The organism is Ruegeria sp. YTSC002 (assembly GCF_059609845.1).
Genome location: NZ_JBXWML010000004.1, coordinates 285,130 through 307,982 on the forward strand (window position 1 = coordinate 285,130; position 22,853 = coordinate 307,982).

Consider the following 22,853-nt stretch of genomic DNA (forward strand, 5'->3'; position numbering starts at 1 on the left):
GATTATTCTGAACCGGCGAGGAGATGACATGACAACCATACTGTTCTGGATCGCCCTTGGCAGTGCCCTTGGTTATCTGCCGCTGACCTCCCGACCCGCCGGATCTTTGCGCACCGTGCTGAAAACCGCTTCGGTCGTCTTGTTGGCGGTCATAGCCGTCTTGCACGGTGGGCCTTGGTTGTTGGTTCTTGCGCTCGCTCTGTGTGCGTCCGGCGACGCTATGCTGTCACGCGAAACAGATGCCACGTTCATGGCGGGCATCGCCGCTTTTGCCGCCGGGCATCTGGCCTATATCGCTCTGTTCCTGTCTCATCCGACAAGTTCCGTTGCGCTGATTTGGAACGCACCAGAGATTGTATGGTCCTTGATCATTCTTGGCATCATCATGGCCACACTGCTTGCGCCCCGCGCCGGAGACCTGAAGGGGCCCGTTCTGGCCTATATCCCGATCATTCTCGGAATGGGGATCACTGTGCTGGCACTGCCGGATGCCGGCCCGCTTCAGTGGGCCTTGCCCGCCGCCATGGCCTTCATCGCGTCAGATCTGATCCTCGCAACCGAGAAATTCCTGCTGCCACCGAACCACCCTGCCCTTAAGGTAACGCCTTATCTGGTGTGGCCCCTTTACTGGGGTGCTCAGCTTGGCTTTGTCCTTGCGTTTGTGTGACCCTTTGCAACTGCCGCAAATCCGCATTAGGTGAAGGGAACACCTGTGGAGACCAAGTATGGCGTTTTTCTCAAAGCTAAAGGACAAGCTGTTCAAATCTTCATCTCGTCTTGAAGAAGGGCTGGAAGCCATCGTCGAGGATGGCGGCGAGGAAACGGCGGCGCCGGACCCGGTGATCCCCCAGCCGCAGCCCGATCCGCAACCCGTTCCAGAAGTGCCAGAGCCTGCCCCGGCCCCGCAACCGGTTGAACCGCCGGCACCGATCCCGGCTGACCCCACGCCTGTCGCTCCACCGCCGGAAATACCGGAATCCAAGGGTATCCTGAACCGCCTGTTCAATCGAGGCGCCGCCACGGAAATGCGCCGCACCCTGGACGATGACATGCTGGAACAGCTCGAAGAGCTGCTGATCGCCTCGGACATGGGCGTCGACACGGCCTTGCGGGTCACGTCTAACATGGCTGAGGGCCGCTTTGGCCGCAAACTGTCGACCACAGAGATCAAGCAACTTCTGGCCCAGGAAGTCGCCCGCGTGATGGAGCCTGTGGCCAAGCCTCTGCCGATCTATCCCAAACGGCCACAAGTGGTACTGGTCGTCGGCGTCAACGGCTCGGGCAAGACCACGACAATTGGAAAACTGGCCAGCCAGTTCAAAGAGGCCGGCAAAAAGGTCATCATCGCCGCCGGCGACACCTTCCGCGCTGCGGCCGTGGAACAGTTGCAGGTCTGGGGCGATCGCGCCGGAGTTCCGGTTCTGACCGCACCAGAAGGCTCGGACCCTGCCAGCCTCGCCTTTGACGCGCTGACCCGTGCACAGGCAGAGGGCGCCGATCTGCTGATGATAGATACGGCAGGCCGCCTGCAAAACCGCACCGACCTGATGGAGGAACTGGCCAAAATCGTCCGCGTCATCCGCAAGGTTGATGACACCGCTCCACACAATACCTTGCTCGTACTCGACGCCACCACCGGACAGAACGCACTGAGCCAGGTGGAAACGTTCCGCAATCTGGCGGACGTTTCCGGTCTGGTCATGACCAAGCTGGACGGCACGGCCAAGGGCGGTGTTCTTGTTGCCCTGGCAGACAAATTCGGGTTGCCCATCCACGCGATCGGAGTCGGCGAACAGATCGACGACCTTGCCCCTTTCGACCCCGAAGAATTCGCCGCCGCCCTCACCGGTCTCGACAAAGGCTGATCCCAGGCTTCATCTGGCCCCAAATATCCTCGGGGGGTGTGGGGGGCAGACAGCCCCCCACCCTCTCCGCTCCGCAAAAGGTCCGCGTATTTGAGCGACTGGCTGATCTCTCTCGAAGGCACCGAGACCGGACACCAACTGGCATTGGCGCTGGCCTTGATGGCGGCGTTCCTGCACGCGGTCTTCGGTGCATTGCAAAAAGGCAGGCACGACCCGTGGCTGTCCCGCGGCGCGATCGACGCCTGCTATTGCCTTATGGCAGCCCCCTTCGCCTTTTTCGTGGTCCCATGGCCCGAACCTCATATGTGGCCGATCTTCGCACTCGTCTGGCTGATCCACATCGCCTACAAGACCCTGCAAGCCATGGCATACACCAAAGGCTCTTACACCGTCGTCTATCCGGTGGTGCGCGGGACGGGTCCGCTGTTCACCGTCATCGGTGCCTATCTTCTGTTCGGGGAAACATTCTCGGCCGTGCAATGGCTGGGCGTAGCTACGTTGCTGGCCGGGATATTCGGATTGGCCGCCTACAACTTCAGGTTCCTGGAAACCGACAGGGATACGCTGGGCATCGCGCTGACACTGGCGATCATCACAGGCCTGTTTGTGGCCCTGTACACCACCTATGACGCCTATGGCATTCGCGCCACCGCCGATCCGTTCACCTTTCTGGCCTGGTTCTTCATGATCGACGGCGCGGCCATGCCGATCTACGCATTTCTCAGGTGGCGCGCGATGGCGCACAGACCTGCACCTGGCCCGCTGATGCTGCGCGGCCTCGCCGGCGGTATCATCGCCCCTTTGTCCTTCGGGGCGATCATGCTGGCCACCCGGTTGGACAAGGTCGGTGAAGCAGCCGTTCTGCGCGAAACCTCAACGGTCTTCGCTGCGCTGATCGGCTGGCTTGTGCTAAAGGAAACTGTCGGCCCAAGACGCATTGCCCTGATGGCATTGATTGCACTTGGCGCCGTAATAGTTGAAATGGGCGGGTAAGCAGCAGGAAGTACAGATGACAGGCAAAAAAGACATCAACCCGTTTCTGAAACAGGTTCTGGAACTTGGCCCCCCGCTGGCCTTCTTCTTCATCTACCTGCGCCTGCGCGACGACAGCTTTCTGATCGGCGGCATCGAGTATTCCGGGTTTATCATCGCCACGATAATCTTCGTCCCGCTGATGCTGGGGGCAATGGGTATCCTGTGGTATCTGACCGGCAAACTCAGCCGGATGCAGATCTTCACGGCCTTCATGGTGATTTTCTTCGGCGGCCTCACAGCCTGGTTCAACGACGAGCGGTTCTTCAAGATGAAAACCACGCTTGTCTATGGGCTTTTTGCCCTGATCCTCGGCATCGGTCTGATGCAAAAGAAATCCTATCTGGCCTATGTTCTGGACGAAATGCTGCCGATGAAACACGAAGGCTGGATGATACTCACGCGCCGCCTGTGCGCGTGTTTCGCCGTACTGGCCACCGCAAACGAATTCGTCTGGCGCACCATGTCGACGGATCTATGGGTCAAGATCGAGACCTTCGGCTTTCCCATCGCGCTGATGGCCTTCCTGATGCTTCAGTTCAGCATTCTGCAACGATATATGGACGATCCCGAGCAGAAATAGCCCCCTGCACCCGCCAGACCTGCCAAAACAAACAAAATTCTTGGCTTGAGCGCCCAGCTATGGGAAGTTGTACCACCACCCACACTCATACTTTGCCCAAGATCGGTGCATACATGACGGCCTTTCCCAACAGCGGCTTCCTTGCCGAAGCTTCCGACGGGCTCAGAGAAATGCTTTCGGCGCAGGCGACCGAAATATCTCTGTCCCAAGGTGATGTACTTTTTGAACAAGGCGACGAGGGCGACTCTCTCTATGCCATTCTGGAAGGCACATTGGAGGTTTCCTTTCTGGCAATGAGCGGCCGCAAACTGACGCTGACCTTGATGCGCCCCGGTGAAGTCTTCGGTGAAATCGCGTTGTTTGACAATGGCCCGCGTACGGCCACCATTGCGGCGGCAGAACAATCACGTGTTCTGCGTGTGCGCCGCAACGACGTTATGAACCAGATCAGACAACAGCCTGATCTGGCAGTGGATATGATCCGACTTGCCGGATTGCGGATGCGATGGATGGGATCGCAATTGAACGAACAGGTGTTTCTGCCCATGCCGATCAGGCTGGCTCGCAAGCTGCTGCACCTGTCGGGTTTGCAGGACGACCCGTCCGCGCGCATCACCCTGTCGCAGAGCGAGCTGGCCGAGTTTGTCGGAGCCACGCGCGAGGCGGTTTCCAAAACCATCTCGACATGGAAACGCGACAACATGGTCGAAGCCTCTCGTGGCGGTTTGCTGATCCAGGATTTTGAAGCCCTGCGGGAATTGGCTGATTCAGATCTTATTTGATCAGGTGTGACCTGGTTCACAGACCATTGATTCCGCTCTGACCTAAGGTGAGTTTGTTACCGTAGGAGGTCAGAGAATCATCCCCGATATCTGTCCACTGACCTCTCCCTGTATCTGAGCCATACGCAATCACTGCGTATGGCTCATTTTATTTGCGTGCCGGTAAAATCCGGTCCGGCCCGCAGCCAGAAAATAGGCCGGGAGGTTATCCCGGCCCGTTCAATCAGTTCTCAAGGCTCAGCGCCACAAAACGCGGATCACCGCCCCTGCGCACCAACAGCAGCAGAGATTTGCGACCGGCTTCGCGCGATTCTTCCATCCGAGCTTCGAGATCTCCGATGGTTTCCACCTTTTGCTGGCCTGCTTCGGTGATCAGGTCACCCGCCCGCATCCCCTTGGCATACGCCTCGGATGCTTCATCGACATCCGTAATCACAAGACCGTCTGCATCAGAATCCAGCCCCAGATCTGCACGCAGGGTATCAGTCAGGGGGGAAATCGTGAGGCCCAGAATATCCGCGTTCTCTTCAATCGGAGCTTCCTGCGGTTCCTCCTCGCCACTGTCGGAGCGTTCCGCATCTTCCCGACGCCCCAGTGTCACAAGTACGGTCTGCGTTCCGCCGTCGCGGTGCACGATCACTCTGACGGATTTGCCGACCTCTGCTTCGCCGACCTGACGCACCAGGCCACGGGTGTCTTCCACCTCGACGCCGTCAAAGCTGAGGATCACGTCACCCGCCTTCAATCCGGCTTCTTTGGCGGGACCCTCCGGTACATCGCTGATCAGCGCGCCGCCCGGCTTTTCCAGCCCCATGGCTTCGGCCATGTCCTCGGTTACGTCCTGAATGCGGACGCCCAGCCAGCCGCGACGGGTCTCGCCATATTTGCGCAGTTGATCCACGACCTTCACGACGACATTCGATGCCATCGAGAAACCGATGCCGATCGAACCGCCGTTGGGCGACAGGATTGCGGTGTTCACACCGATCACTTCGCCGTCCATGTTGAACAGCGGCCCGCCCGAGTTGCCCCGGTTGATCGCCGCATCCGTCTGAATGTAGTCGTCATAGGTTCCGCTCAGCGCTCGGTTGCGGGCTGAAACGATCCCTGCCGATACCGAAAAGCCTTGCCCAAGCGGGTTACCCATGGCGATGACCCAGTCCCCGACACGCGCCACATCGCTGTTGCCGAACTTCACGTATTTCAGCGGACCCGAAGCCTCGACCTTGAGCAGAGCGATATCGGTCTTCTCATCAGTTCCGATGACTTTGGCCACCAGTTCTTTCTTGGGCTGACCATCGCCGGGAAAGAATTCCACAAGGATCTCATCAGCTTCGGCAATCACATGGTTGTTCGTGACGATAAAGCCGTCTTCCGAGATCACGAACCCCGACCCCAACGCATTGCTGCGACGCGGCGCGTTGTCGTTTTCTCCGCCGTTTCGGTCCTGGAACTCGCGAAAGAAGTCTTCAAACGGAGAACCTTCGGGCACGATGCCCTGCGGGCCGGTCCGGCCCTCGATCAGGGTGCTGGTGGTGATGTTCACAACCGCCGGGCTGACTTTCTCGGCCAGTGGTGCCAGGCTTTCGCCCCTCGCCTGTGCCACCGCCGATTGCGCCAGCAAAAGCAGTGAACCGGCAAAAGCCAGCCACATCAGCCGCATCCAAACACTCACTTCGTCCCACCGGACGGATACACTGCGCGCTTTCGCCTGCACTTGAGCTCTCCTTGTCGACATTCTCGTCAAGACCGCTTGTTCACGGCCTTTCTTACAAACCAATGTAGTCAGTTTGACCCCACGAGCAACTCGGGATCGCAACGAAATCACCGGCAAGTGAAACCGCAGCGTCAAAATCCCAGGTGTTGCGCGCCCCAAAGCAGGATCAGCCCGCTGATCACACACAGCAATCCGACCAGACGCCGGGCTTGCTCTGGCATGTCCCGCAGGGCTTCAAGCATCCGTTCGACAAGCGAAGGGGCCAGCGCATAGGCCAGCCCCTCGACAATCAGCACCAGCCCGAAGGCCAGAAGGATCATACCCATTATTCAGACGGCGCGGCAGCCGGGGCCGACCGTCCCGTTGGTGAACTGAGATAGTTGAAGAACTCGGAATCCGGGCTCAGGATCAATGAGCTATTGCCGCCCTGCAACGCTTTTTCGTACGCGGTCAGCGAGCGATAGAACTCGAAGAACTCCGGGTCTGCACCGTAGGCTTCAGCAAAGATCGCGTTTCGTTCGGCGTCAGCTTCACCACGGATGATCTCGGCCTCGCGGCGCGCATCCGAAACCAGCTCGACCACGGTACGATCAGCTTGCGCGCGTACACGCTGCGCAGCTTCGTTGCCGCGGGCGCGTTCGTCGGTCGCCTCACGTTCGCGTTCGGCCTTCATCCGGTCGAAGGTTGCCTCGAGGTTGGCTTGCGGCAAGTCGGTCGCTTTCAGGCGTACGTCGATCACGTTGACGCCCAGCGCACGTGCCTCGGCAATCGCGCTGTTGCGGATGCGCAGCATCAGCGCGGCACGGTCTGAACTGAGGATGTCTCGTGACGACACCGAACCCAGTACTTCGCGGGTTTCGGCGCGCAGGATACGATCCAGACGGTCTTCGGCGACCGGAATACCACCGACACCAACGGCCTGACGGAACTGGTTCAGGTCCGAAATCCGGTAACGTGCAAAAGCGTCCACCACGAGACGACGATCATCCAGAGGCGTAACCTCCAACGGTTGAACGTCGATGGACAGGATCCGGTCGTCATAGCGGACAACTTCTTGTATCAGCGGGATCTTGAACGCCAGACCCGGCTCTTCCTTGACCGCAACAACGCGGCCAAATTGCAGAACCAACGCGCGCTCACGTTCATCCACGATAAAGATCGAGGACAGAACACCAACAATCGCGATGAAAACGATCGGTAGAATAAAGGTCGTTTTACGCATCAGTTGCTCTCCTGTCCGGAATTGCGGCGCAGTTCGTTCAGCGGCAGGTAAGGTACAACGCCCTGCCCCGATCCGGTCGAGTTTTCGTCCAGAATGATCTTGTCGACGTCACCCAGAACCTGCTCCATCCGTTCCAGATACAGACGCTTGCGGGTCACCTCAGGCGCTTTGGAGTATTCTTCCAAAACCGCACTGAAACGGCTGGCTTCACCCATGGCGCTGTTGATCTGCTGTGCGCGGTAGGCTTCGGCTTCTTCCAGAACCTGGGCAGCTTCACCGCGCGCCTCAGCCAGAACCCGGTTGGCGTAGGCGTCAGCGACGTTTTGCAGCCGGTCACGCTCCTGCGCGGCGGCCTGAACGTCGCGGAAGGCGGCGATCACGTCCTGCGGCGGGTCGGCTTTGTCGAAGTTGACGCGAACAATGTTAATCCCCGAATCATAGCTGTCCATGGTCGCCTGAATCAGTTCCTGTAGACGATCCGCGATGATGCCACGATCCCTGTTCAGAATCGGTGCCAGCTCGCTCTGCGCGATAATCTCGCGCATCGCCGATTCCGACACGGCGCGGATGGTCTGGCGTGGATCACGAAGATTGAACAGGAACTTGGCCGGATCGCTGATGTTCCAGACGACCTGATAGTCGATATCGACCACGTTTTCGTCGCCGGTCAGCATGAGCCCATCGTCGCTGCCGCGGGCTCCGCCCATATCTTCGGTCTGTTCGCGAGTGACCGGAATCACCTCGGCAGTGACAAACGGCCATGGCGCAAAGTTCAGACCCGGATTGCCAACGGCCGAGAACTCACCCAGAAACAGCTCAACTGACTGTTCTTCCGGTTTTACAGTGTAAAAGCTGGCCAGCCCCCACAAAACGGCAGCCGCAACCAGGCCGATCGCAACAGTGCCTTTGGTAAAGGCCGGGCCTCCACCGCCCTGACCACCGCTGCCACCACGGCCACCGCCGCCGCGACCGCCCATCAGGACGCGCAGCTGCTCCTGGCCTTTTTTCATCAGCTCGTCGATTTCGGGAATCTGCGGGCCTTCGCCTTCGGGGGGCTTGCGCCCATCCCCGTTGTTACCCCGATTTCCTCCGCCTCCGGATGAGCCTCCGCCCCCCCAGGGGCCGCCGCTGTTGCCCGCCATATGTATCTTTTCCCTTGTATTGGACCGTGTGATCACGGGTTCCCTTGTAACGTGTGTGCGCGCGCTTGCAAATCAAGCGGTGCGTACAGGTTGCCGCATTGTCACCAGTTCTTCGGCCATCACCGGATGAACTGCAACCGTGCGGTCAAAATCTTCTTTCGTCGCGCCCATCTTTACGGCGATGCCAGCCAGCTGGATCATCTCACCGGCCCCCGGGGCCACGATATGGCACCCTAGAACCTTACGCGTGGCCTGAGAGACGATCAGTTTCATCAAAACCCGCTGCGTGCCACCGGCAAACGCCTTCTGCATCGGCTTGAACGACGTGGCATAGACCTCGATCGGTTCCTGGGCCGAGGCTTCTTCCTCGCTCAGGCCAACTGTGCCGAATTCAGGTTGCGTGAAGATCGCGGTCGGGATCAGGTCGTGATCCACCGGTGTCGGGTTGCCTTTGAAAACGGTTTCCACAAAAGCCATACCTTCACGGATGGCCACGGGCGTCAGGTTGACCCGATCCGTGACGTCGCCAATGGCATAGATCGACGGAACAGCGGTCTGGCTGTATTCGTCCACGACGATCTCACCCTTGCGACCACGTTCGACGCCCAGTTCTTCCAGCCCGAGATTGTCGGCATTCGGCGCGCGGCCCGTGGCGTACATGACCACGTCAAAACGATCCTCGGTGCCGTCGGTTGCCTTGACGCGGATCTGGTCGCCGTCTCTGGCCATTTCCAGAACATTGGTGCCCAGACGCACGTCGATGCCGTTCTGGCGCATCTCTTCGCAGATCAGCCCACGCGCTTCTTCATCAAAGCCACGCAGGATCTGCGCACCGCGGTAGAATTGCGTGGTCTTGACGCCCAGACCGTTCATGATCCCGGCGAATTCGCTGGCGATATAGCCACCGCCGACGATCAGAATGCTCTGGGGCAACTTGTCCAGATGGAAAATCTCGTTCGACGTGATCGCAAGATCCGATCCCGGGAAATCCGGCACAACCGGGCGGCCGCCGGTGGCGATCAGGATGTGTTTGGCGGTTTTCCGGGTTCCATCGGTCAGTTCGACCGTGTGCGCATCCACCAGGCGCGCGCGTTGATCAAAGCTTTCAACGCCGTTGTTTTTCAGGATGCTGCGATAAATTCCTTCCAGCCGATCCAGTTCGGCAACCAGTTTGCCGTGAAACATGTCCCAGTCAAACGCGCCGGGCTGAACGTCCCAACCATAGGCTTGTGCGTCTTCGACCATGCCCGAGTATTCGCTGGCAAAGACCATCAGTTTCTTTGGCACGCAACCCCGGATCACACAGGTGCCGCCATAGCGGTCTTCTTCAGCCAGCGCGACCTTTGCACCGGTTTCACCCGCCGCCACACGTGCCGCCCGGACCCCGCCCGAGCCTCCGCCGATGACGAAAAGATCATAGTCAAAGCTCATGCCGGGTTCCTTCGTTCAACTTGCAAAAATCCTCTGGATATCTGGGCGCGAAAACCGCGGTGCCAACCCCCGGGCGTGGAATTTTCGGTCTTTTGCCGACGCTTGTCCGATTGGCTTGCATAAAACTCAGTCCGTTTGGTCGGAAAACAGGTTTTCCCGGGTTCCACTCAACAGTTGATCCAGTTCAAGGGTGCCCGCGTTGATATCCCGCAGCTCGACCCGCCCGTCGCCATGGCCAATGACGACCTTGTCACAGATATCGATGAACAGGCCGTTTTCCACCACGCCGGGAACCTGATTGAGGATCAAGGCCATCTGACGGGGATTGCCGATGCGTTGCAGATGCAGGTCCAGAATGTGGTTGCCCTCATCAGTCACAAACGGGGCCGCGCCATTCATACGCAGCGCCGACGAGGTCCCAAGTACATCCATCGCGTCCAGCGCTTCTTCGATCAGTGTCCGCGTGGTTTGCCAGCCAAATGGAACAACCTCGACCGGCAGAGGGAAAGCACCCAGCGTTTCCACCTCTTTCCCGGCATCGGCGATGACGATCATCTGATCGCTGGCCGTGGCAACGATCTTTTCCTGCAAATGCGCGCCGCCGCCGCCCTTGATCAGGTTCAGGTCAGCGTCGAATTCATCCGCGCCGTCGATGGTCATGTCCAGCCACCCGGCCTGATCCAGAGAAATGACTTCGATCCCGACTTCGCGTGCCAGCTGCGCGGTGCGGGTGGATGTGGGAACGCCCTTGATCCGCAGACCTTCGTCCTGCACCCGTTCGCCCAAACGACGGACCAGCCAGGCCGCAGTGGATCCCGTTCCAAGACCCACGCGCATGCCGTCCTCGACCATTTGGGCGGCACGACATGCGGCCACGTATTTTGCGGTGTCGATGGGCGACAGTTCTCCGGTCATGGCAGCTTTCCCAGTTTGGCCTGCCCGAGTTATAGGGAATGCGCCGCGCGACTGCGACCACAATTTGAGGTTCGGCAAGCGTAAAGATGCCTGAAGACTGCGCGTTTCCTATCGGAAACGTCGCAATCATGTCTTACGCCCTCATCTTTGTCATATAGATTGCCCGCATGTTGACCCGTTACCGCCTGCACTACGCCCCTGACAACGCCTCGCTGGTGATCCGGCTGGTGTTGGAGGAAATGGGTGCGCCCTATGAAACCGTGCTGGTCGATCGCCGTCGCAACGAACAGGACAGCGCGGTGTACAGGGCATTGAACCCCAACGGGCTGATCCCGGTGCTCGAAACTCCGCACGGGCCGATCTTTGAAACGGCGGCAATCCTGCTGTGGCTGTCCGAGCGCCACGGGCAACTGGCCCCGGCGACAGAGGCCCCCGAACGCGCCGAGTTTTTGAAATGGCTGTTCTTTGCGTCCAACACGCTGCACGCCGATCTGCGCATTCTGTTCTATGCCGAGAAATTCATCGCCCCGCCACAGGCCGATACCCTGCGTGCAGGTATCCGCCCTCGTTTGAAGCAACACCTGCAACTGCTGGACGCGCTGGCAAAACGCGCGCCAGCCTGGTTCCGCGCGGAATGCCCGTCGGTTCTGACCTATTACGTCGCATGCATGATGCGCTGGATGGCCTTGTACCCGGCCAAGGCAGATCGCAGTTGGTATCAACTGACTGACACCCCAGCCCTGCAAACCATCCTGGCACAGCTTGAGACACGCCCCGCCACCGTCGCAGCCATCGCGGCCGAGGGTCTGGGCCCCGCACCCTACACCTCTCCTATTTACGCCAACCCCTTAGAAGGCTCAGCTACCTGACATGTTTCTCTCTGTCTTCGATATGTTCAAAGTGGGCATCGGCCCGTCCTCCTCGCACACCATGGGCCCCATGGTGGCGGCGGCGCGCTTTCTGGATATGATGCGTGCTTCACCCTTTGAATTTGCGGGTCTGAAGGGCTCGTTGCATGGCTCACTCGCCTTTACCGGCGTCGGCCATGCGACCGACCGGGCGACCATTCTGGGTTTGGCCGGTTTTGTTCCGGACACCTACGACAACAACAAGGCCGAGACCGCATTGGCGGACATCGCCAAGACGCACACGGTTTCCCCCGACGGCCTGCCGACGCTTCAGTTCGATCCAAAAGCAGACCTGGTTTTCGACTATGACACCAACCTGCCGGGACACGCCAACGGGATGATCCTGATGGCCACGGACGCGCAGGGGGACGTGATCCTGCGCCAAGTGTTCTATTCCATCGGTGGCGGCTTTGTCCTGACCGAAGAAGAGCTGGCCCAAGGCAAGGACACCAACGACGGGCCGCCCGTGCCCTTCCCGTTCCACACCGCGGCCGAGATGCTGGAGATGGCCAAATCCAGCGGCAAAACCATTGCCGAGATGAAGCGCGCCAATGAGATCGCGCGCGGCTGCGCCGACAGTTTCGCCAAGGGCTGCGCCCGCCTGTGGGACGTCATGAATGCCTGTATCGAACGCGGTCTGACGACCGACGGCATTCTGCCCGGCGGGCTGAAAGTGCGACGCAGGGCAAAGGGTATCTATGACGCGCTGATGGCCGAACGCGGCATGAACCTGACCGCGCCGCACACGATCAACGACTGGATGAGTGTCTACGCCATGGCGGTCAACGAAGAAAACGCCGCCGGTGGGCAAGTCGTCACTGCACCGACCAACGGGGCGGCGGGCGTTCTTCCCGCGGTACTGCGCTATTACCTGGACCACGTTCCCGGTGCTTCGGAGAGCCATATCGAAGACTTCCTTCTGACCGCGGCCGCGATTGGCGGGCTGGTCAAATACAATGCGTCCATCTCGGGGGCCGAAGCGGGGTGTCAGGCCGAGGTCGGCAGCGCATCAGCCATGGCCGCGGCGGGGCTCTGCGCCGTGATGGGCGGCACGCCCGAACAGGTTGAAAACGCCGCCGAGATCGCGTTGGAGCATCATCTGGGCATGACCTGCGATCCCGTCGCCGGGCTGGTTCAGGTGCCCTGTATCGAGCGTAACGGGCTGGGGGCCATCAAGGCTGTGTCCGCTGCGTCTTTGTCCCTTCGCGGGGATGGAGAGCATTTCGTGCCGCTGGATGCGGTGATCGAGACGATGCGTCAGACCGGCCATGACATGCACGAAAAATACAAGGAAACCTCGCTTGGTGGATTGGCCGTGAACGTGCCAAACTGTTGAGATCGCAACAAAGGGGGTCGATATGCGTGGACATTGCCTGTGCGGCAGCATCAAGTACGAGATTGACCCTCCTGCCCTGTCCTGTGTCACCTGTCATTGCGACAGTTGCCGACGCCAATGCGCCGCGCCGATGACAACCTATTTCGCGGTTCGTGACGGTCAGTGGCGCTGGATCGGGGAAGAGCCGAAACGCTTCAACTCTTCGCCCGGAGTCGAGCGCAGCTTTTGCCCTCATTGCGGCACACCAATCTCATTCCGGTCAGCCAAGATGTCGGATGTGCTGCACCTGTATGTAGCCACTTTGGAGACCCCAGAGGCGTTACAGCCCACGTTGCACGTGTCTCATGAAGAAAGGCTGAGCTGGCTGCATCTGGATGACAACCTGCCCACCTGCACCGGGCCGGATTATACAAAGGTTCAACCCCTGCCCGACGCCTGACATTCGAGCTTTCCACTGCGCCGCGAAGCAGATAGCGTCGCGCGCATGACTCAGGATCGTCCCGTCTTCGGCATCTTTTTGATGCTCGGTTTTTGCGTGCTCGCGCCCTTGGGGGATGCGATGGCAAAGCTGTTGGGTGAGACGACCCCGTTAGGTCTGCTGGTTACTGTCCGCTTCGCGGTGCAAGCGTTGATACTCATTCCCCTTGTGGTGATGACGGGCCGGCCCTGGCGGATGCGCGGGCGGATTCTGCGCCTGACAGTCATCCGCACGCTGCTGCACATCATCGGCATAACTGCGATGTTCAGCGCGCTCCAGTTCCTGCCTTTGGCTGACGCCGTCGCCATTGCCTTTGTCATGCCGTTCATCATGTTGCTTCTGGGCAGATACGTTCTGGGCGAAGAGGTCGGCGCGCGGCGCCTCGTGGCCTGCATCGTCGGTTTCATCGGCACACTTCTGGTCATACAGCCCAGCTTTGCCGAGGTGGGCCTACCTGCCCTGCTGCCGTTGATCGTCGCCGTGGTCTTTGCGCTGTTCATGCTGGTCACGCGGCAGATTGCCAAGGAAACTGATCCGATTTCCTTGCAGGCTGTGTCTGGCGTCATGGCCACTGTGGGGCTGGTTCCTGTCCTTGTGATCGGAACATCGCTTGGTATCTGGAACCTGTCAGCCGCCTTGCCCGCCGCCGATTTGTATTGGCTGCTGATCGCGATAGGAGTTTTGGGAACTGTCGCGCATCTGCTGATGACATGGTCACTGCGCTATGCACCTTCGGCCACGCTGGCCCCGATGCAATATCTGGAAATCCCGGTGGCAACCCTGATTGGCTGGGCAATCTTCAGCGACCTGCCGGACGGGCTGGCGGCGGTTGGGATCATGATCACCGTCGCCGCCGGTTTGTACGTTATTCTTCGCGAACGGGCCACCGCTCGATCTGCCCCGACAGAAACACCTGCATAAGCGGATCGAGTGCGGCGCGGGGAATCATCACCAAAAGACCTGGGCCATCCATCTGCAATTCAACATCCGACAGCGCGCGATTGGAGGTTCCGACCTGCCCGTCCGGTTGCAACCGCAGGCCGTCGATCGGCCATTCCAGCCCGGTGCTGCGCCCCGTCACAGGGCGCATTGGAAACAGGGAAACCACATCTCCGGGCGCAACCGGCAGCCGGATTTGGCGAGGCGCGTGAAAAACCACCTCATGCGCACCCAGCAGAATGCAGGCCTGTTCCTGACGTCTGACCAGCACGTTCAGGACGGCAAGCTGATGATCAAGCCGCCCGCCCAGAAAACCGGCCCCCAAAACCAGCGGAGCCTGTACATTGCGCAAGGTCTTGTCGAAATCGGTGCTGTCCTGCTCGCGAATGGCAAAAAGCCGTTCAGACGGGATTTTGGCTTTCGACGCGGTGTCCAGCGAATCGAAATCCCCGATGACCGCGTCCGGAATCCGGCCTGATTCTGTCAGAACCGCCGCCCCACCATCCGCTGCAACGACTGAAGTGACGCGGTTCAGCACCAAATTCAGGTCCTCGAAACCAACATAACCGCCCCCAAACAACCCGATTGGATCAGCAGAGCGTACAATTGGTTCATTTTTCCTAAGATTGGCCATTTTTCCCGGATTTGGACACATTAAGACCACAAAATGATAGGTTCATGCATAAAGTTCAGAGCCTCCGTGTGCTCCCGATTCCGGGTAAGTGGGCTCTTGTAGTTTGTAAAGGACGTGCGTCTGATGGTACAGAATAACAAGGTATTGACCGTTTCATATGGAACCTTCTCCTGCACTTTGGAAGGATTCGACGATTCCTTTGAAACGATGAAAGCCATTGCCGAGTATTTCCGCGATCTCGCTGCGGATGATCGTTACTTCGGCTCGGAGCCTCCACAACCAGACGCCGAAATGCTGACCCGCATCGCACGCCGCGACGCATCGCAACGCGTCGAAGCCAGCCAAAACGAATCCGGGCTTCTGCTGCGTGCCGCTCCAAATACCGAAGCCCCGGCACCGGTCGGTTCTGACGCACCGGTCCGGCACGCGCCAGATGCAGATGCTGTGACCACCCCGCCCCCCGAATATGCGCAACCAAGCCCGGTGCAGACCGCATTCACGGACGCGAAGGCCGTCGACGCCACCACATCTCCGCCGGCCGATAGCATTGCAGCAAAACTGCAACGCATCCGGGCCGTTGTTTCCCATTCGGACGTCCCCCCCACTGCCTATTCCGAAGACGAGGAATCTTCGCTGCTGGCCAACACCGCCCCCCCGGTGGACGCCGTGGCCGCCGCGTTCGAAGCAGGTGCTCTCAATGAAGAGGACTTCGCGGAACCCGCCCAGCCCGAGGCCGCAGAAATCGAGGATCTGCAAGCGCTTGACGCGGAAGACGTACAAACCGACGACGCGCCGGCAGCATCTGAAAACCAGGCCTTCGAAACCGCAGAGCCGATTATCGAGAACGATTCCGAACAGCAGGTGCAACTGACCCCCGACCACCTGCTGGATGAAGAAGTCGAGGTCGCAACGGACGACGCGCAGCTTCCTGCTAAGCCCCTGTTCTCGGATCTGGAAGAGGATACCGACGAGGAAATCGACGAAGAGGATGTTCCAAACATCCTCAACGTCGAAGACGTGGCGATCGAATCCGAAGATGAGCCAGGTGATGAGCCGCAAGACGATCAGGCGCAAGGAGTATTGACGGAAGAGGACGAAATTCAGCTGCTGTCCGAGATTTCCGAGATCGAAAAAGACATGGCAGGCCGTTCAAGCCAAAAACTGACTGATGACGCCGATCCTGATCAGGATATCTCGCGGCTGATGGCCAAAACCGGTGAACATATGGAGGACCCCTCCAGCAGCGACGCGCGAGAAACCTATTCGCACCTTCGCACCGCCGTTGCCGCGACCGAGGCCGACCGTGATGGCCAACCGGCCCCGGACACCTCGCCTGTCGATGAGTATCGCGTCGATCTGGCGTCAGCGGTCAGCCCGCGCCGCCCCGAGGTAAACGTGACCAGCATACGCCCGGAAGCAGACGCTCCGGCTCCGTTGAAGCTGGTTGCCGAGCAGCGCGTGGACGATCAAAGCGAATCCAACGGCCCCGTGATGCCGCGTCGCGTGACCACTCAGGTGGAAGAAGCCGGGTCGGAAGAAGGCGGTTTTGCGCAATTCGCACAAGATCAGGGTGCACAGTCGCTTCAGGACCTGCTTGAAGCCGCGGCGGCCTACCTGTCCTTCATCGAAGGGCAGCAGCAATTCTCGCGCCCGCAACTGATGAACAAGGTCCGTTCTTTGAAGCAGGATGAGTTCAATCGCGAAGAAAGCCTGCGTTCCTTCGGACAGCTGCTGCGCGATGGAAAGATCGAAAAAGCCGGTGGCGGTCGTTTTGCGGCCTCTGACCTGATCGGCTTCCGTCCTGATGATGAGCGTGCGGTAGGCTGACAACCTCGCCAATTGACAAAAAAGGGCCGGGAAAACCCCGGCCCTTGTTTTTTGCCACTCGTTCAGAGACAAGCGCCCGTTTGTTAAACACGACTCGGGGTTGGCCATTGTGCCGGGCCCGACCATCCCCCGTGGCCCGAGCACTCGCCCAACTCAATTCAGCAAAGTCTCGGAACTCACGTAGAATTTCACGTGTTTCCATGCACGGTGCCCTGCCCGCCCAGTCTTTTGCGGTTTTTCCAAAGCTCAGGATTGATCCGGATCTTCTTTGCCAACGCCGCGAAAAACGAACTTGAACGGCAGCGCCCAAAGAATGCCCAGAACGATATAGACCAGAAGTTCCACCAATATTTTGGGGCGCTCCAGCCAGTTCAGAACCGTCACCACCGCCACAATATAAAGTGGCAGGCCGATCACAAGTATAACCAACGACCAGCGCCGGCGCGCCTTGTAGCTCAGACCTGTTTTCTGCTCTTTGTTCATCAATCAGCAAACGGGTCGGTCACCAGAATGGTGTCGTCCCGCTCCGGGCTGGTGGACAAAAGGGCCACAGGGCATTCGATCAGCTCTTCCACGCGGCGGACATACTTGATTGCGTTGGCAGGCAAATCGGCCCATCTGCGCGCGCCTTCGGTGGATTCGCTCCAGCCCGGCATTTCTTCGTAGATCGGGGTGCAGCGCGCCTGCTGGTCAGCCGCTGTCGGAAGATAGTCCAAGCGTTCACCGTCCAGCTCATACCCTGTACAGATCTTCAGGGTTTCGAACCCGTCTAGAACGTCCAGTTTTGTCAACGAGATACCGTTCACGCCACTGGTCGCACAGGTCTGACGGACAAGGCACGCATCGAACCAGCCACAGCGGCGCTTGCGACCTGTTGTTGTTCCGAACTCATGTCCGCGTTCCCCAAGGCGCTGACCATCCGCATCCTCAAGTTCTGTCGGGAATGGGCCTTCGCCAACTCGGGTGGTGTAGGCTTTTACAATCCCCAGAACAAAGTCGATCGAGCCCGGTCCTATCCCCACACCTGTCGCAGCTTGTCCTGCGATCACGTTGGACGAGGTCACGAATGGATAGGTGCCGAAATCAATGTCCAGCAGCGCGCCTTGCGCCCCTTCGAACAGGATGCGTTTTCCGGCTTTGCGCTTTTCGTTCAAAACTTTCCACACAGGCGCGGCAAACGGCAGAATCTCTTGCGCGATCTCTTTTAATTGGGCGATCAGCGCGTCGCGGTCGACCGGTTCGATCCCTAGACCTTTGCGCAGCGGGTCATGGTGCTGCAAAGCACGGTCCACCCGAGCCTCGAGCGTGGCCTCATCCGCCAGATCCGCGACGCGAACGGAACGACGCCCGACCTTGTCTTCGTAGGCCGGTCCAATTCCACGACCAGTGGTGCCGATCTTGGTCCCCTTGCTGGCTGCCTGTTCGCGCGCACGATCCAACTCACCGTGGATCGGCAGGATCAACGGGGTGTTCTCGGCAATCATCAGCGTATCGGGGGTGATTTCCACACCCTGTGCCTGGATGGTCGCGATTTCCTTGACCAGATGCCAGGGGTCCAACACCACGCCGTTGCCGATGACGCTCAGCTTACCGCCGCGCACGACACCGGACGGCAGAGCGTGCAGCTTGTAAACTTCGCCATCAATCACCAGCGTATGTCCGGCATTGTGCCCGCCCTGAAAACGCGCGATCACGTCCGCCCGCTCGCTGAGCCAGTCGACGATCTTGCCTTTTCCTTCGTCACCCCACTGGGCGCCGACAACAACCACGTTGGCCATATCCGGTCCTTTTGCGCTGAGTTATCAAACCCGGCTCATATAGCGGGGCGCAAACGGCAGGGAAACCGATATTTCGCCGCAGATGAAAATCGCGCGAACGCGCGATGCCTCCGGCGGGGATATTTATGGCCAGATGAAAAGCGGATCCCTTGCTTCAACTGGCTGAAAATATCCCGGGGGAGCCGCACGGAACGGGCGGCGGGGGCAGAGCCCCCTGCCCGACATCAACGCAGATGCACCGGTTGCCCATGAGGTGTCGTCAGATAAGCCTCTTCCCAGGACTGATGTAGCCCTTTTACCTCCTGTGGCGGCGCGACGCCCTGCTCGGCCAGCAACCCCTCGAGCGTTTCCAGCCATGCCTGGAAATAGTCGTCGCCGCCATCCAGCTCTCGCGTGAGCCCGTGGCGCTTCAACGTGTCCGAGAATCGCGCCGCCCAATCGGACCAATCGAACCGTCCCGCCTCGTTCAGGGCAACGGTGACCGCAAAGACCTGAGCGTGCCAGGGTTCGGCAAACACCGGTTCTGGGGCTGAATGTTCGTTGCAGCCGCTCATGCCGGTTCCAGATAGCTTTGCCAGAGATCCAGTACCACTTCGTCATCCGGATGCTCCGGGCTGGTCCAAAGTTCCGAAGCGGGGAAGACCACGGCATAGATCGGTTCAGGCGCTTCGCCCAGCCCATGAGCATTGGAATCGGGCAGGACATGGGTTCCGTGCAGGCGCAGTATTCGCCCTTTTGCACCGGACGCATAATTCGGCAGGCGTGTGTGCCCGCCATTCACAATGCGATTTCCCGCTGGGCGGGTCGTGACCACCTGTTGACCGACAGAAAACTGCACCGACACGTTCGAAGGCCTGTCCGCTGGCCCACCTTTGGCCAGAGCCGCTGACACGGCCTCCGCCTTGAGCATCCGTTCTGCCAACGGATGCGGCCCATCCTCTCCGCCGCCGCGCAGGTCATCCAGGGAAAGAACGCCGCGTTCCACCAACAGGTCAGCCAGGCCCGAGATCCATTTCTCGTAGTAGGAAAACCGCGAATAGTCTTTTGGCGACAACCGTTCCCTTGCGTGGCGGGATATGTCTATGTTCCACTGCCCCAGAAAACCGGAGGCAAGTGTCACCGCCAGCGCACGTGCGTGCCAGTCTTCGGCAAAAACCGGCGCATCCTCGGCCTCGGGATTTATCGGACCATCTCCAAAGCGGCCGCCCATATCGTGAACGCGGGTCATGAAAGGGCCTTCGGCAGACCCGTGCCGATCATGCTGTCACGTGTCACAAGTGCGGCAAGCGCCTCCTCACTCATCCCATCGGTACCTTCGGGACGCATCGGCAGAACAAGATAGCGAACCTCGGCCGTCGAATCCCAGACCCTTACGGACGTTCGCTCGTCCAAGGTGACACCGAATTCGGCCAGCACTTTGCGGGGCTCACGCACCGCTCGGGCCCGGTAGGCATCAGACTTGTACCAGCCCGGCGGGATACCCAGCAACGGCCAAGGATAGCAGCTGCACAAGGTGCAGACGACCATGTTGTGCCGGGCCGGCGTGTTTTCGACGACAACCATGTGTTCGCCCTGGCGACCATAATAGCCGAGATCCGCGACCACCGGGGTGGCGTCTTTCAGCAGCGCGGCCTTGAAAGCTGGGTCGCTCCAGGCTTTTGCGACAACACGCGCGCCGTTCTGCGGGCCAATTTTGTTCTGATAGGTGTCGATGATTTCGTCCAGAGCCGCCGGGTCGATCAGGCCCTTGCGGGTCAGAATCGTTTCCAGCGCTTTGACGCGCAGCGCGGGTTCGGGCGGCAAAAGGGCGTGCGGGTGGTCGTGGTCGTCATGTGGCATGGGCCGCAGCCTGCGTCACGCATCGGCGTTCTGTCCAGTCCCTTTGACGTGATATGACATATCAAGTGCGGTGATGCGAACTCGTGACTTGCCCCCGCTGGCAAACTTGCATAAGTACCACGCGATACACGCCACGCTGTACAGGACCACCATGGAAAACGTCGTTCTCATCATCCACCTTCTTTTGGCTCTGGGCCTGATTGCCGTTGTTCTGATGCAACGGTCCGAAGGCGGTGGCCTTGGCATGGGCGGCGGCGGTGGTGCCATGACAGGCCGTGCAGCAGCGACCGCTTTGGGCAAACTGACCTGGATCCTCGCCGCTTGCTTCATCGTGACCTCGATCACGCTGACCATTCTGGCGGCGCAGAAGTCTTCGGGCAGTTCGGTGATCGACCGTTTGGGCGTCCCGGCTCCGGCTTCAAGCGAAGAAAACACTCCGGCAATTCCGTCGGCGGACGACCTTCTGCCGCCTGCACAGGGCGACAACGCGCCGCTGATCCCGCAGGCCGACTGACCTACAAAACCTAGAAACCTGGAAGAGGACTGCAACAGCATCTTGCGGTTCTCTTGCGCTTTTGGCGCGAATCCTTTATACGTGAAGTCCCGTGATGCAGCGGTTTTTCGAAACCGTCGGGCAGCTGATTTTGACGTCTCACGGGAGCAGCCGAAAAACTATGGCGCGTTTTATATTCATCACTGGTGGTGTGGTTTCGTCCTTGGGCAAAGGACTGGCTTCGGCGGCGTTGGGCGCCTTGTTGCAGGCCCGGGGATACTCGGTACGCCTGCGCAAGCTGGACCCCTATCTGAACGTCGATCCGGGCACGATGTCGCCGTTTGAGCATGGCGAAGTGTTCGTCACCGATGACGGGGCGGAAACCGATCTGGACCTTGGCCACTATGAACGCTTCACCGGGGTGGCCGCACGCAAGACCGACTCGGTCAGCTCGGGGCGGATCTATTCCAACGTGCTCGAAAAGGAACGCCGCGGCGATTACCTGGGCAAGACCATTCAGGTGATCCCGCACGTCACCAACGAGATCAAGGATTTCATCGCCATTGGCGAGGATGAGGTCGATTTCATGCTGTGTGAGATCGGCGGCACCGTGGGCGATATCGAGGGCCTGCCGTTTTTCGAGGCGATCCGCCAGTTCAGCCAGGACAAGCCGCGCGGGCAGTGCATTTTCATGCACCTGACACTGTTGCCTTACATCAAGGCCTCGGGCGAACTGAAGACCAAACCGACTCAGCACTCGGTGAAGGAACTGCGCTCGATCGGTCTGGCACCCGATATTCTGGTCTGCCGCTCGGAAGGGCCGATCCCGATCAAGGAACGCGAAAAACTCGCCTTGTTCTGCAACGTGCGCCCCGACAGTGTGATCGCAGCGCAGGATCTGAGCACCATCTATGACGCGCCGCTGGCCTATCACCGCGAAGGTCTGGATCAGGCCGTTTTGGACGCGTTCCAGATCAGCCCGGCGCCCAAGCCCGATCTGGCCAAATGGGAAGATGTCAGCGACCGTATACACAACGCCGAGGGCGAAGTGAAAGTTGCCATCGTGGGCAAGTATACCCAGCTTGAAGACGCCTATAAGTCGATTGCCGAGGCGCTGACCCATGGCGGCATGGCCAACCGGGTCAAGGTCAAGGTCGAATGGGTCGACGCCGAGGTGTTCGACAACGAAGACGTCGCACCGTATCTTGAAGGTTTCCACGCCATCCTCGTCCCCGGAGGCTTTGGTGAGCGCGGGACCGAAGGCAAGATCAAAGCCGCGCAATATGCGCGCGAACACAAAGTCCCCTATCTGGGCATCTGCCTGGGTATGCAGATGGCCGTGATCGAGGCCGCCCGGAATGCGGCTGGCATCACCGAAGCAGGGTCCGAGGAATTCGACCATGAAGCCGGGAAAAAGCGTTTTGAGCCCGTCGTGTACCATCTGAAGGAATGGGTGCAGGGCAACCACAAGGTCGAGCGCAAAGTCGGCGACGACAAGGGCGGCACCATGCGTCTGGGCGCCTACAACGCGGTGCTGGCAGAGGGATCGAAAGTCGCCGAGGTTTATGGCGGCACACAAATCGAAGAGCGCCACCGTCACCGTTATGAGGTGGACATCAAGTACCGTGAGCAGCTTGAAAAGGCGGGGCTCAACTTCTCGGGCATGTCGCCGGACGGTCGCTTGCCAGAGATCGTGGAATGGTCGGATCACCCATGGTTCATCGGCGTGCAGTACCATCCGGAACTGAAATCCAAACCGTTCGACCCGCATCCCCTCTTCCGCGATTTTGTCCGCGCTGCGAAAGACACCTCGCGCCTGGTCTGACCTTGGGCTGTGTCGGACTGTCACCCCGCGTTGTTTTGTGTGGGCTGATCTCTTAACTGTGGGTGTAAGCAGAACTTCTGCTTACACATGTTCGATGCCGTTCAGAG

General features: G+C 59.5%; 24 protein-coding genes. 12 read left to right on the plus strand and 12 right to left on the minus strand.

Features of this window, described 5'->3' with window-relative positions:
- Positions 1-28 precede the first annotated feature (28 nt).
- From AC2FFD_RS10950 to AC2FFD_RS10970, 5 genes are all read left to right on the plus strand, one after another.
- On the plus strand, positions 29-667 hold the full coding sequence (locus AC2FFD_RS10950) for a lysoplasmalogenase family protein (protein ID WP_425078030.1): 639 nt from the start codon (positions 29-31) through the stop codon (positions 665-667).
- A gap of 58 nt (positions 668-725) precedes the next feature.
- Positions 726-1,865, plus strand: a complete 1,140-nt coding sequence (ftsY, locus tag AC2FFD_RS10955; RefSeq protein WP_170346580.1) for a signal recognition particle-docking protein FtsY — start codon at positions 726-728, stop codon at positions 1,863-1,865.
- Between the two features lie 90 nt (positions 1,866-1,955).
- Positions 1,956-2,858 (plus strand): EamA family transporter, encoded by a 903-nt coding sequence (locus AC2FFD_RS10960; RefSeq protein WP_170346579.1) that lies wholly within the window; start codon positions 1,956-1,958, stop codon positions 2,856-2,858.
- A 16-nt stretch (positions 2,859-2,874) separates the two neighbouring features.
- Positions 2,875-3,480, plus strand: a complete 606-nt coding sequence (locus AC2FFD_RS10965; protein ID WP_170346578.1) for an inner membrane-spanning protein YciB — start codon at positions 2,875-2,877, stop codon at positions 3,478-3,480.
- A 113-nt stretch (positions 3,481-3,593) separates the two neighbouring features.
- On the plus strand, positions 3,594-4,262 hold the full coding sequence (locus AC2FFD_RS10970; RefSeq protein ID WP_170346577.1) for a Crp/Fnr family transcriptional regulator: 669 nt from the start codon (positions 3,594-3,596) through the stop codon (positions 4,260-4,262).
- 223 nt (positions 4,263-4,485) lie between these two features.
- On the opposite strand, the gene AC2FFD_RS10975 is transcribed toward AC2FFD_RS10970, so the two are convergent.
- From AC2FFD_RS10975 to rpiA, 6 genes are all read right to left on the minus strand, one after another.
- Positions 4,486-6,000 carry a Do family serine endopeptidase gene (locus tag AC2FFD_RS10975; RefSeq protein ID WP_170346576.1) on the minus strand — a complete coding sequence of 505 codons (1,515 nt, stop codon included), beginning with the start codon at positions 5,998-6,000 and terminating at the stop codon, positions 4,486-4,488.
- 110 nt (positions 6,001-6,110) lie between these two features.
- Positions 6,111-6,305: a DUF2065 domain-containing protein gene (locus AC2FFD_RS10980; RefSeq protein ID WP_480684618.1), complete on the minus strand. Its 195-nt coding sequence runs from the start codon at positions 6,303-6,305 to the stop codon at positions 6,111-6,113.
- Positions 6,305-7,201 carry a protease modulator HflC gene (hflC, locus tag AC2FFD_RS10985; protein WP_170346574.1) on the minus strand — a complete coding sequence of 299 codons (897 nt, stop codon included), beginning with the start codon at positions 7,199-7,201 and terminating at the stop codon, positions 6,305-6,307. Before hflC ends, AC2FFD_RS10980 begins: the two co-directional genes overlap by 1 nt.
- A complete protein-coding gene (gene hflK, locus AC2FFD_RS10990; RefSeq protein WP_257600463.1) occupies positions 7,201-8,343 on the minus strand; it encodes an FtsH protease activity modulator HflK in 1,143 nt (380 codons plus the stop codon). Before hflK ends, hflC begins: the two co-directional genes overlap by 1 nt.
- Before the next feature lie 72 nt (positions 8,344-8,415).
- Complete coding sequence (gene gor, locus AC2FFD_RS10995) at positions 8,416-9,774, minus strand: glutathione-disulfide reductase (RefSeq protein ID WP_496873075.1); 1,359 nt, start codon at positions 9,772-9,774, stop codon at positions 8,416-8,418.
- A gap of 126 nt (positions 9,775-9,900) precedes the next feature.
- Positions 9,901-10,689: a ribose-5-phosphate isomerase RpiA gene (gene rpiA, locus AC2FFD_RS11000; RefSeq protein ID WP_257600462.1), complete on the minus strand. Its 789-nt coding sequence runs from the start codon at positions 10,687-10,689 to the stop codon at positions 9,901-9,903.
- 167 nt (positions 10,690-10,856) lie between these two features.
- Between rpiA and AC2FFD_RS11005 the strand changes: the two genes are divergently transcribed.
- The 4 genes from AC2FFD_RS11005 to AC2FFD_RS11020 are packed head-to-tail and all read left to right on the plus strand — an operon-like array spanning position 10,857 to position 14,332.
- Entirely contained in the window at positions 10,857-11,558 is a 702-nt protein-coding gene (locus AC2FFD_RS11005; RefSeq protein ID WP_496873076.1) for a glutathione S-transferase family protein, read from the plus strand.
- Between the two features lies 1 nt (position 11,559).
- Positions 11,560-12,933, plus strand: a complete 1,374-nt coding sequence (locus AC2FFD_RS11010) for an L-serine ammonia-lyase (protein ID WP_170346569.1) — start codon at positions 11,560-11,562, stop codon at positions 12,931-12,933.
- A 22-nt stretch (positions 12,934-12,955) separates the two neighbouring features.
- Entirely contained in the window at positions 12,956-13,372 is a 417-nt protein-coding gene (locus AC2FFD_RS11015; RefSeq protein ID WP_170346568.1) for a GFA family protein, read from the plus strand.
- A gap of 45 nt (positions 13,373-13,417) precedes the next feature.
- Entirely contained in the window at positions 13,418-14,332 is a 915-nt protein-coding gene (locus tag AC2FFD_RS11020; protein ID WP_257600458.1) for a DMT family transporter, read from the plus strand.
- On the opposite strand, the gene AC2FFD_RS11025 is transcribed toward AC2FFD_RS11020, so the two are convergent.
- Entirely contained in the window at positions 14,277-14,984 is a 708-nt protein-coding gene (locus tag AC2FFD_RS11025) for a thiamine diphosphokinase (protein ID WP_496873077.1), read from the minus strand. The genes AC2FFD_RS11020 and AC2FFD_RS11025 overlap by 56 nt on opposite strands.
- A gap of 123 nt (positions 14,985-15,107) precedes the next feature.
- Here AC2FFD_RS11025 and AC2FFD_RS11030 point away from each other — a divergent pair, with 123 nt between their 5' ends.
- Complete coding sequence (locus AC2FFD_RS11030) at positions 15,108-16,811, plus strand: hypothetical protein (RefSeq protein ID WP_496873078.1); 1,704 nt, start codon at positions 15,108-15,110, stop codon at positions 16,809-16,811.
- A 246-nt stretch (positions 16,812-17,057) separates the two neighbouring features.
- Here the strand turns inward: AC2FFD_RS11030 and AC2FFD_RS11035 are convergent, their stop codons facing one another.
- From AC2FFD_RS11035 to nthA, 5 genes are all read right to left on the minus strand, one after another.
- Positions 17,058-17,294: a DUF2842 domain-containing protein gene (locus tag AC2FFD_RS11035; RefSeq protein ID WP_496873079.1), complete on the minus strand. Its 237-nt coding sequence runs from the start codon at positions 17,292-17,294 to the stop codon at positions 17,058-17,060.
- Complete coding sequence (locus AC2FFD_RS11040; RefSeq protein ID WP_496873080.1) at positions 17,294-18,589, minus strand: adenylosuccinate synthase; 1,296 nt, start codon at positions 18,587-18,589, stop codon at positions 17,294-17,296. Before AC2FFD_RS11040 ends, AC2FFD_RS11035 begins: the two co-directional genes overlap by 1 nt.
- A 224-nt stretch (positions 18,590-18,813) precedes the next feature.
- The gene (locus AC2FFD_RS11045; protein WP_425078020.1) at positions 18,814-19,143 is read right to left on the minus strand and encodes a nitrile hydratase accessory protein; all 330 of its coding nucleotides are present in this window, start codon (positions 19,141-19,143) and stop codon (positions 18,814-18,816) included.
- Positions 19,140-19,817 carry a nitrile hydratase subunit beta gene (nthB, locus tag AC2FFD_RS11050; protein WP_425078019.1) on the minus strand — a complete coding sequence of 226 codons (678 nt, stop codon included), beginning with the start codon at positions 19,815-19,817 and terminating at the stop codon, positions 19,140-19,142. Before nthB ends, AC2FFD_RS11045 begins: the two co-directional genes overlap by 4 nt.
- Complete coding sequence (gene nthA, locus AC2FFD_RS11055) at positions 19,814-20,428, minus strand: nitrile hydratase subunit alpha (protein WP_257600453.1); 615 nt, start codon at positions 20,426-20,428, stop codon at positions 19,814-19,816. Before nthA ends, nthB begins: the two co-directional genes overlap by 4 nt.
- A 151-nt stretch (positions 20,429-20,579) precedes the next feature.
- Between nthA and secG the strand changes: the two genes are divergently transcribed.
- The gene (gene secG / locus AC2FFD_RS11060; RefSeq protein ID WP_170346559.1) at positions 20,580-20,942 is read left to right on the plus strand and encodes a preprotein translocase subunit SecG; all 363 of its coding nucleotides are present in this window, start codon (positions 20,580-20,582) and stop codon (positions 20,940-20,942) included.
- Between the two features lie 160 nt (positions 20,943-21,102).
- Positions 21,103-22,746 carry a CTP synthase gene (gene pyrG, locus AC2FFD_RS11065; protein WP_496873081.1) on the plus strand — a complete coding sequence of 548 codons (1,644 nt, stop codon included), beginning with the start codon at positions 21,103-21,105 and terminating at the stop codon, positions 22,744-22,746.
- Positions 22,747-22,853 lie beyond the last annotated feature (107 nt).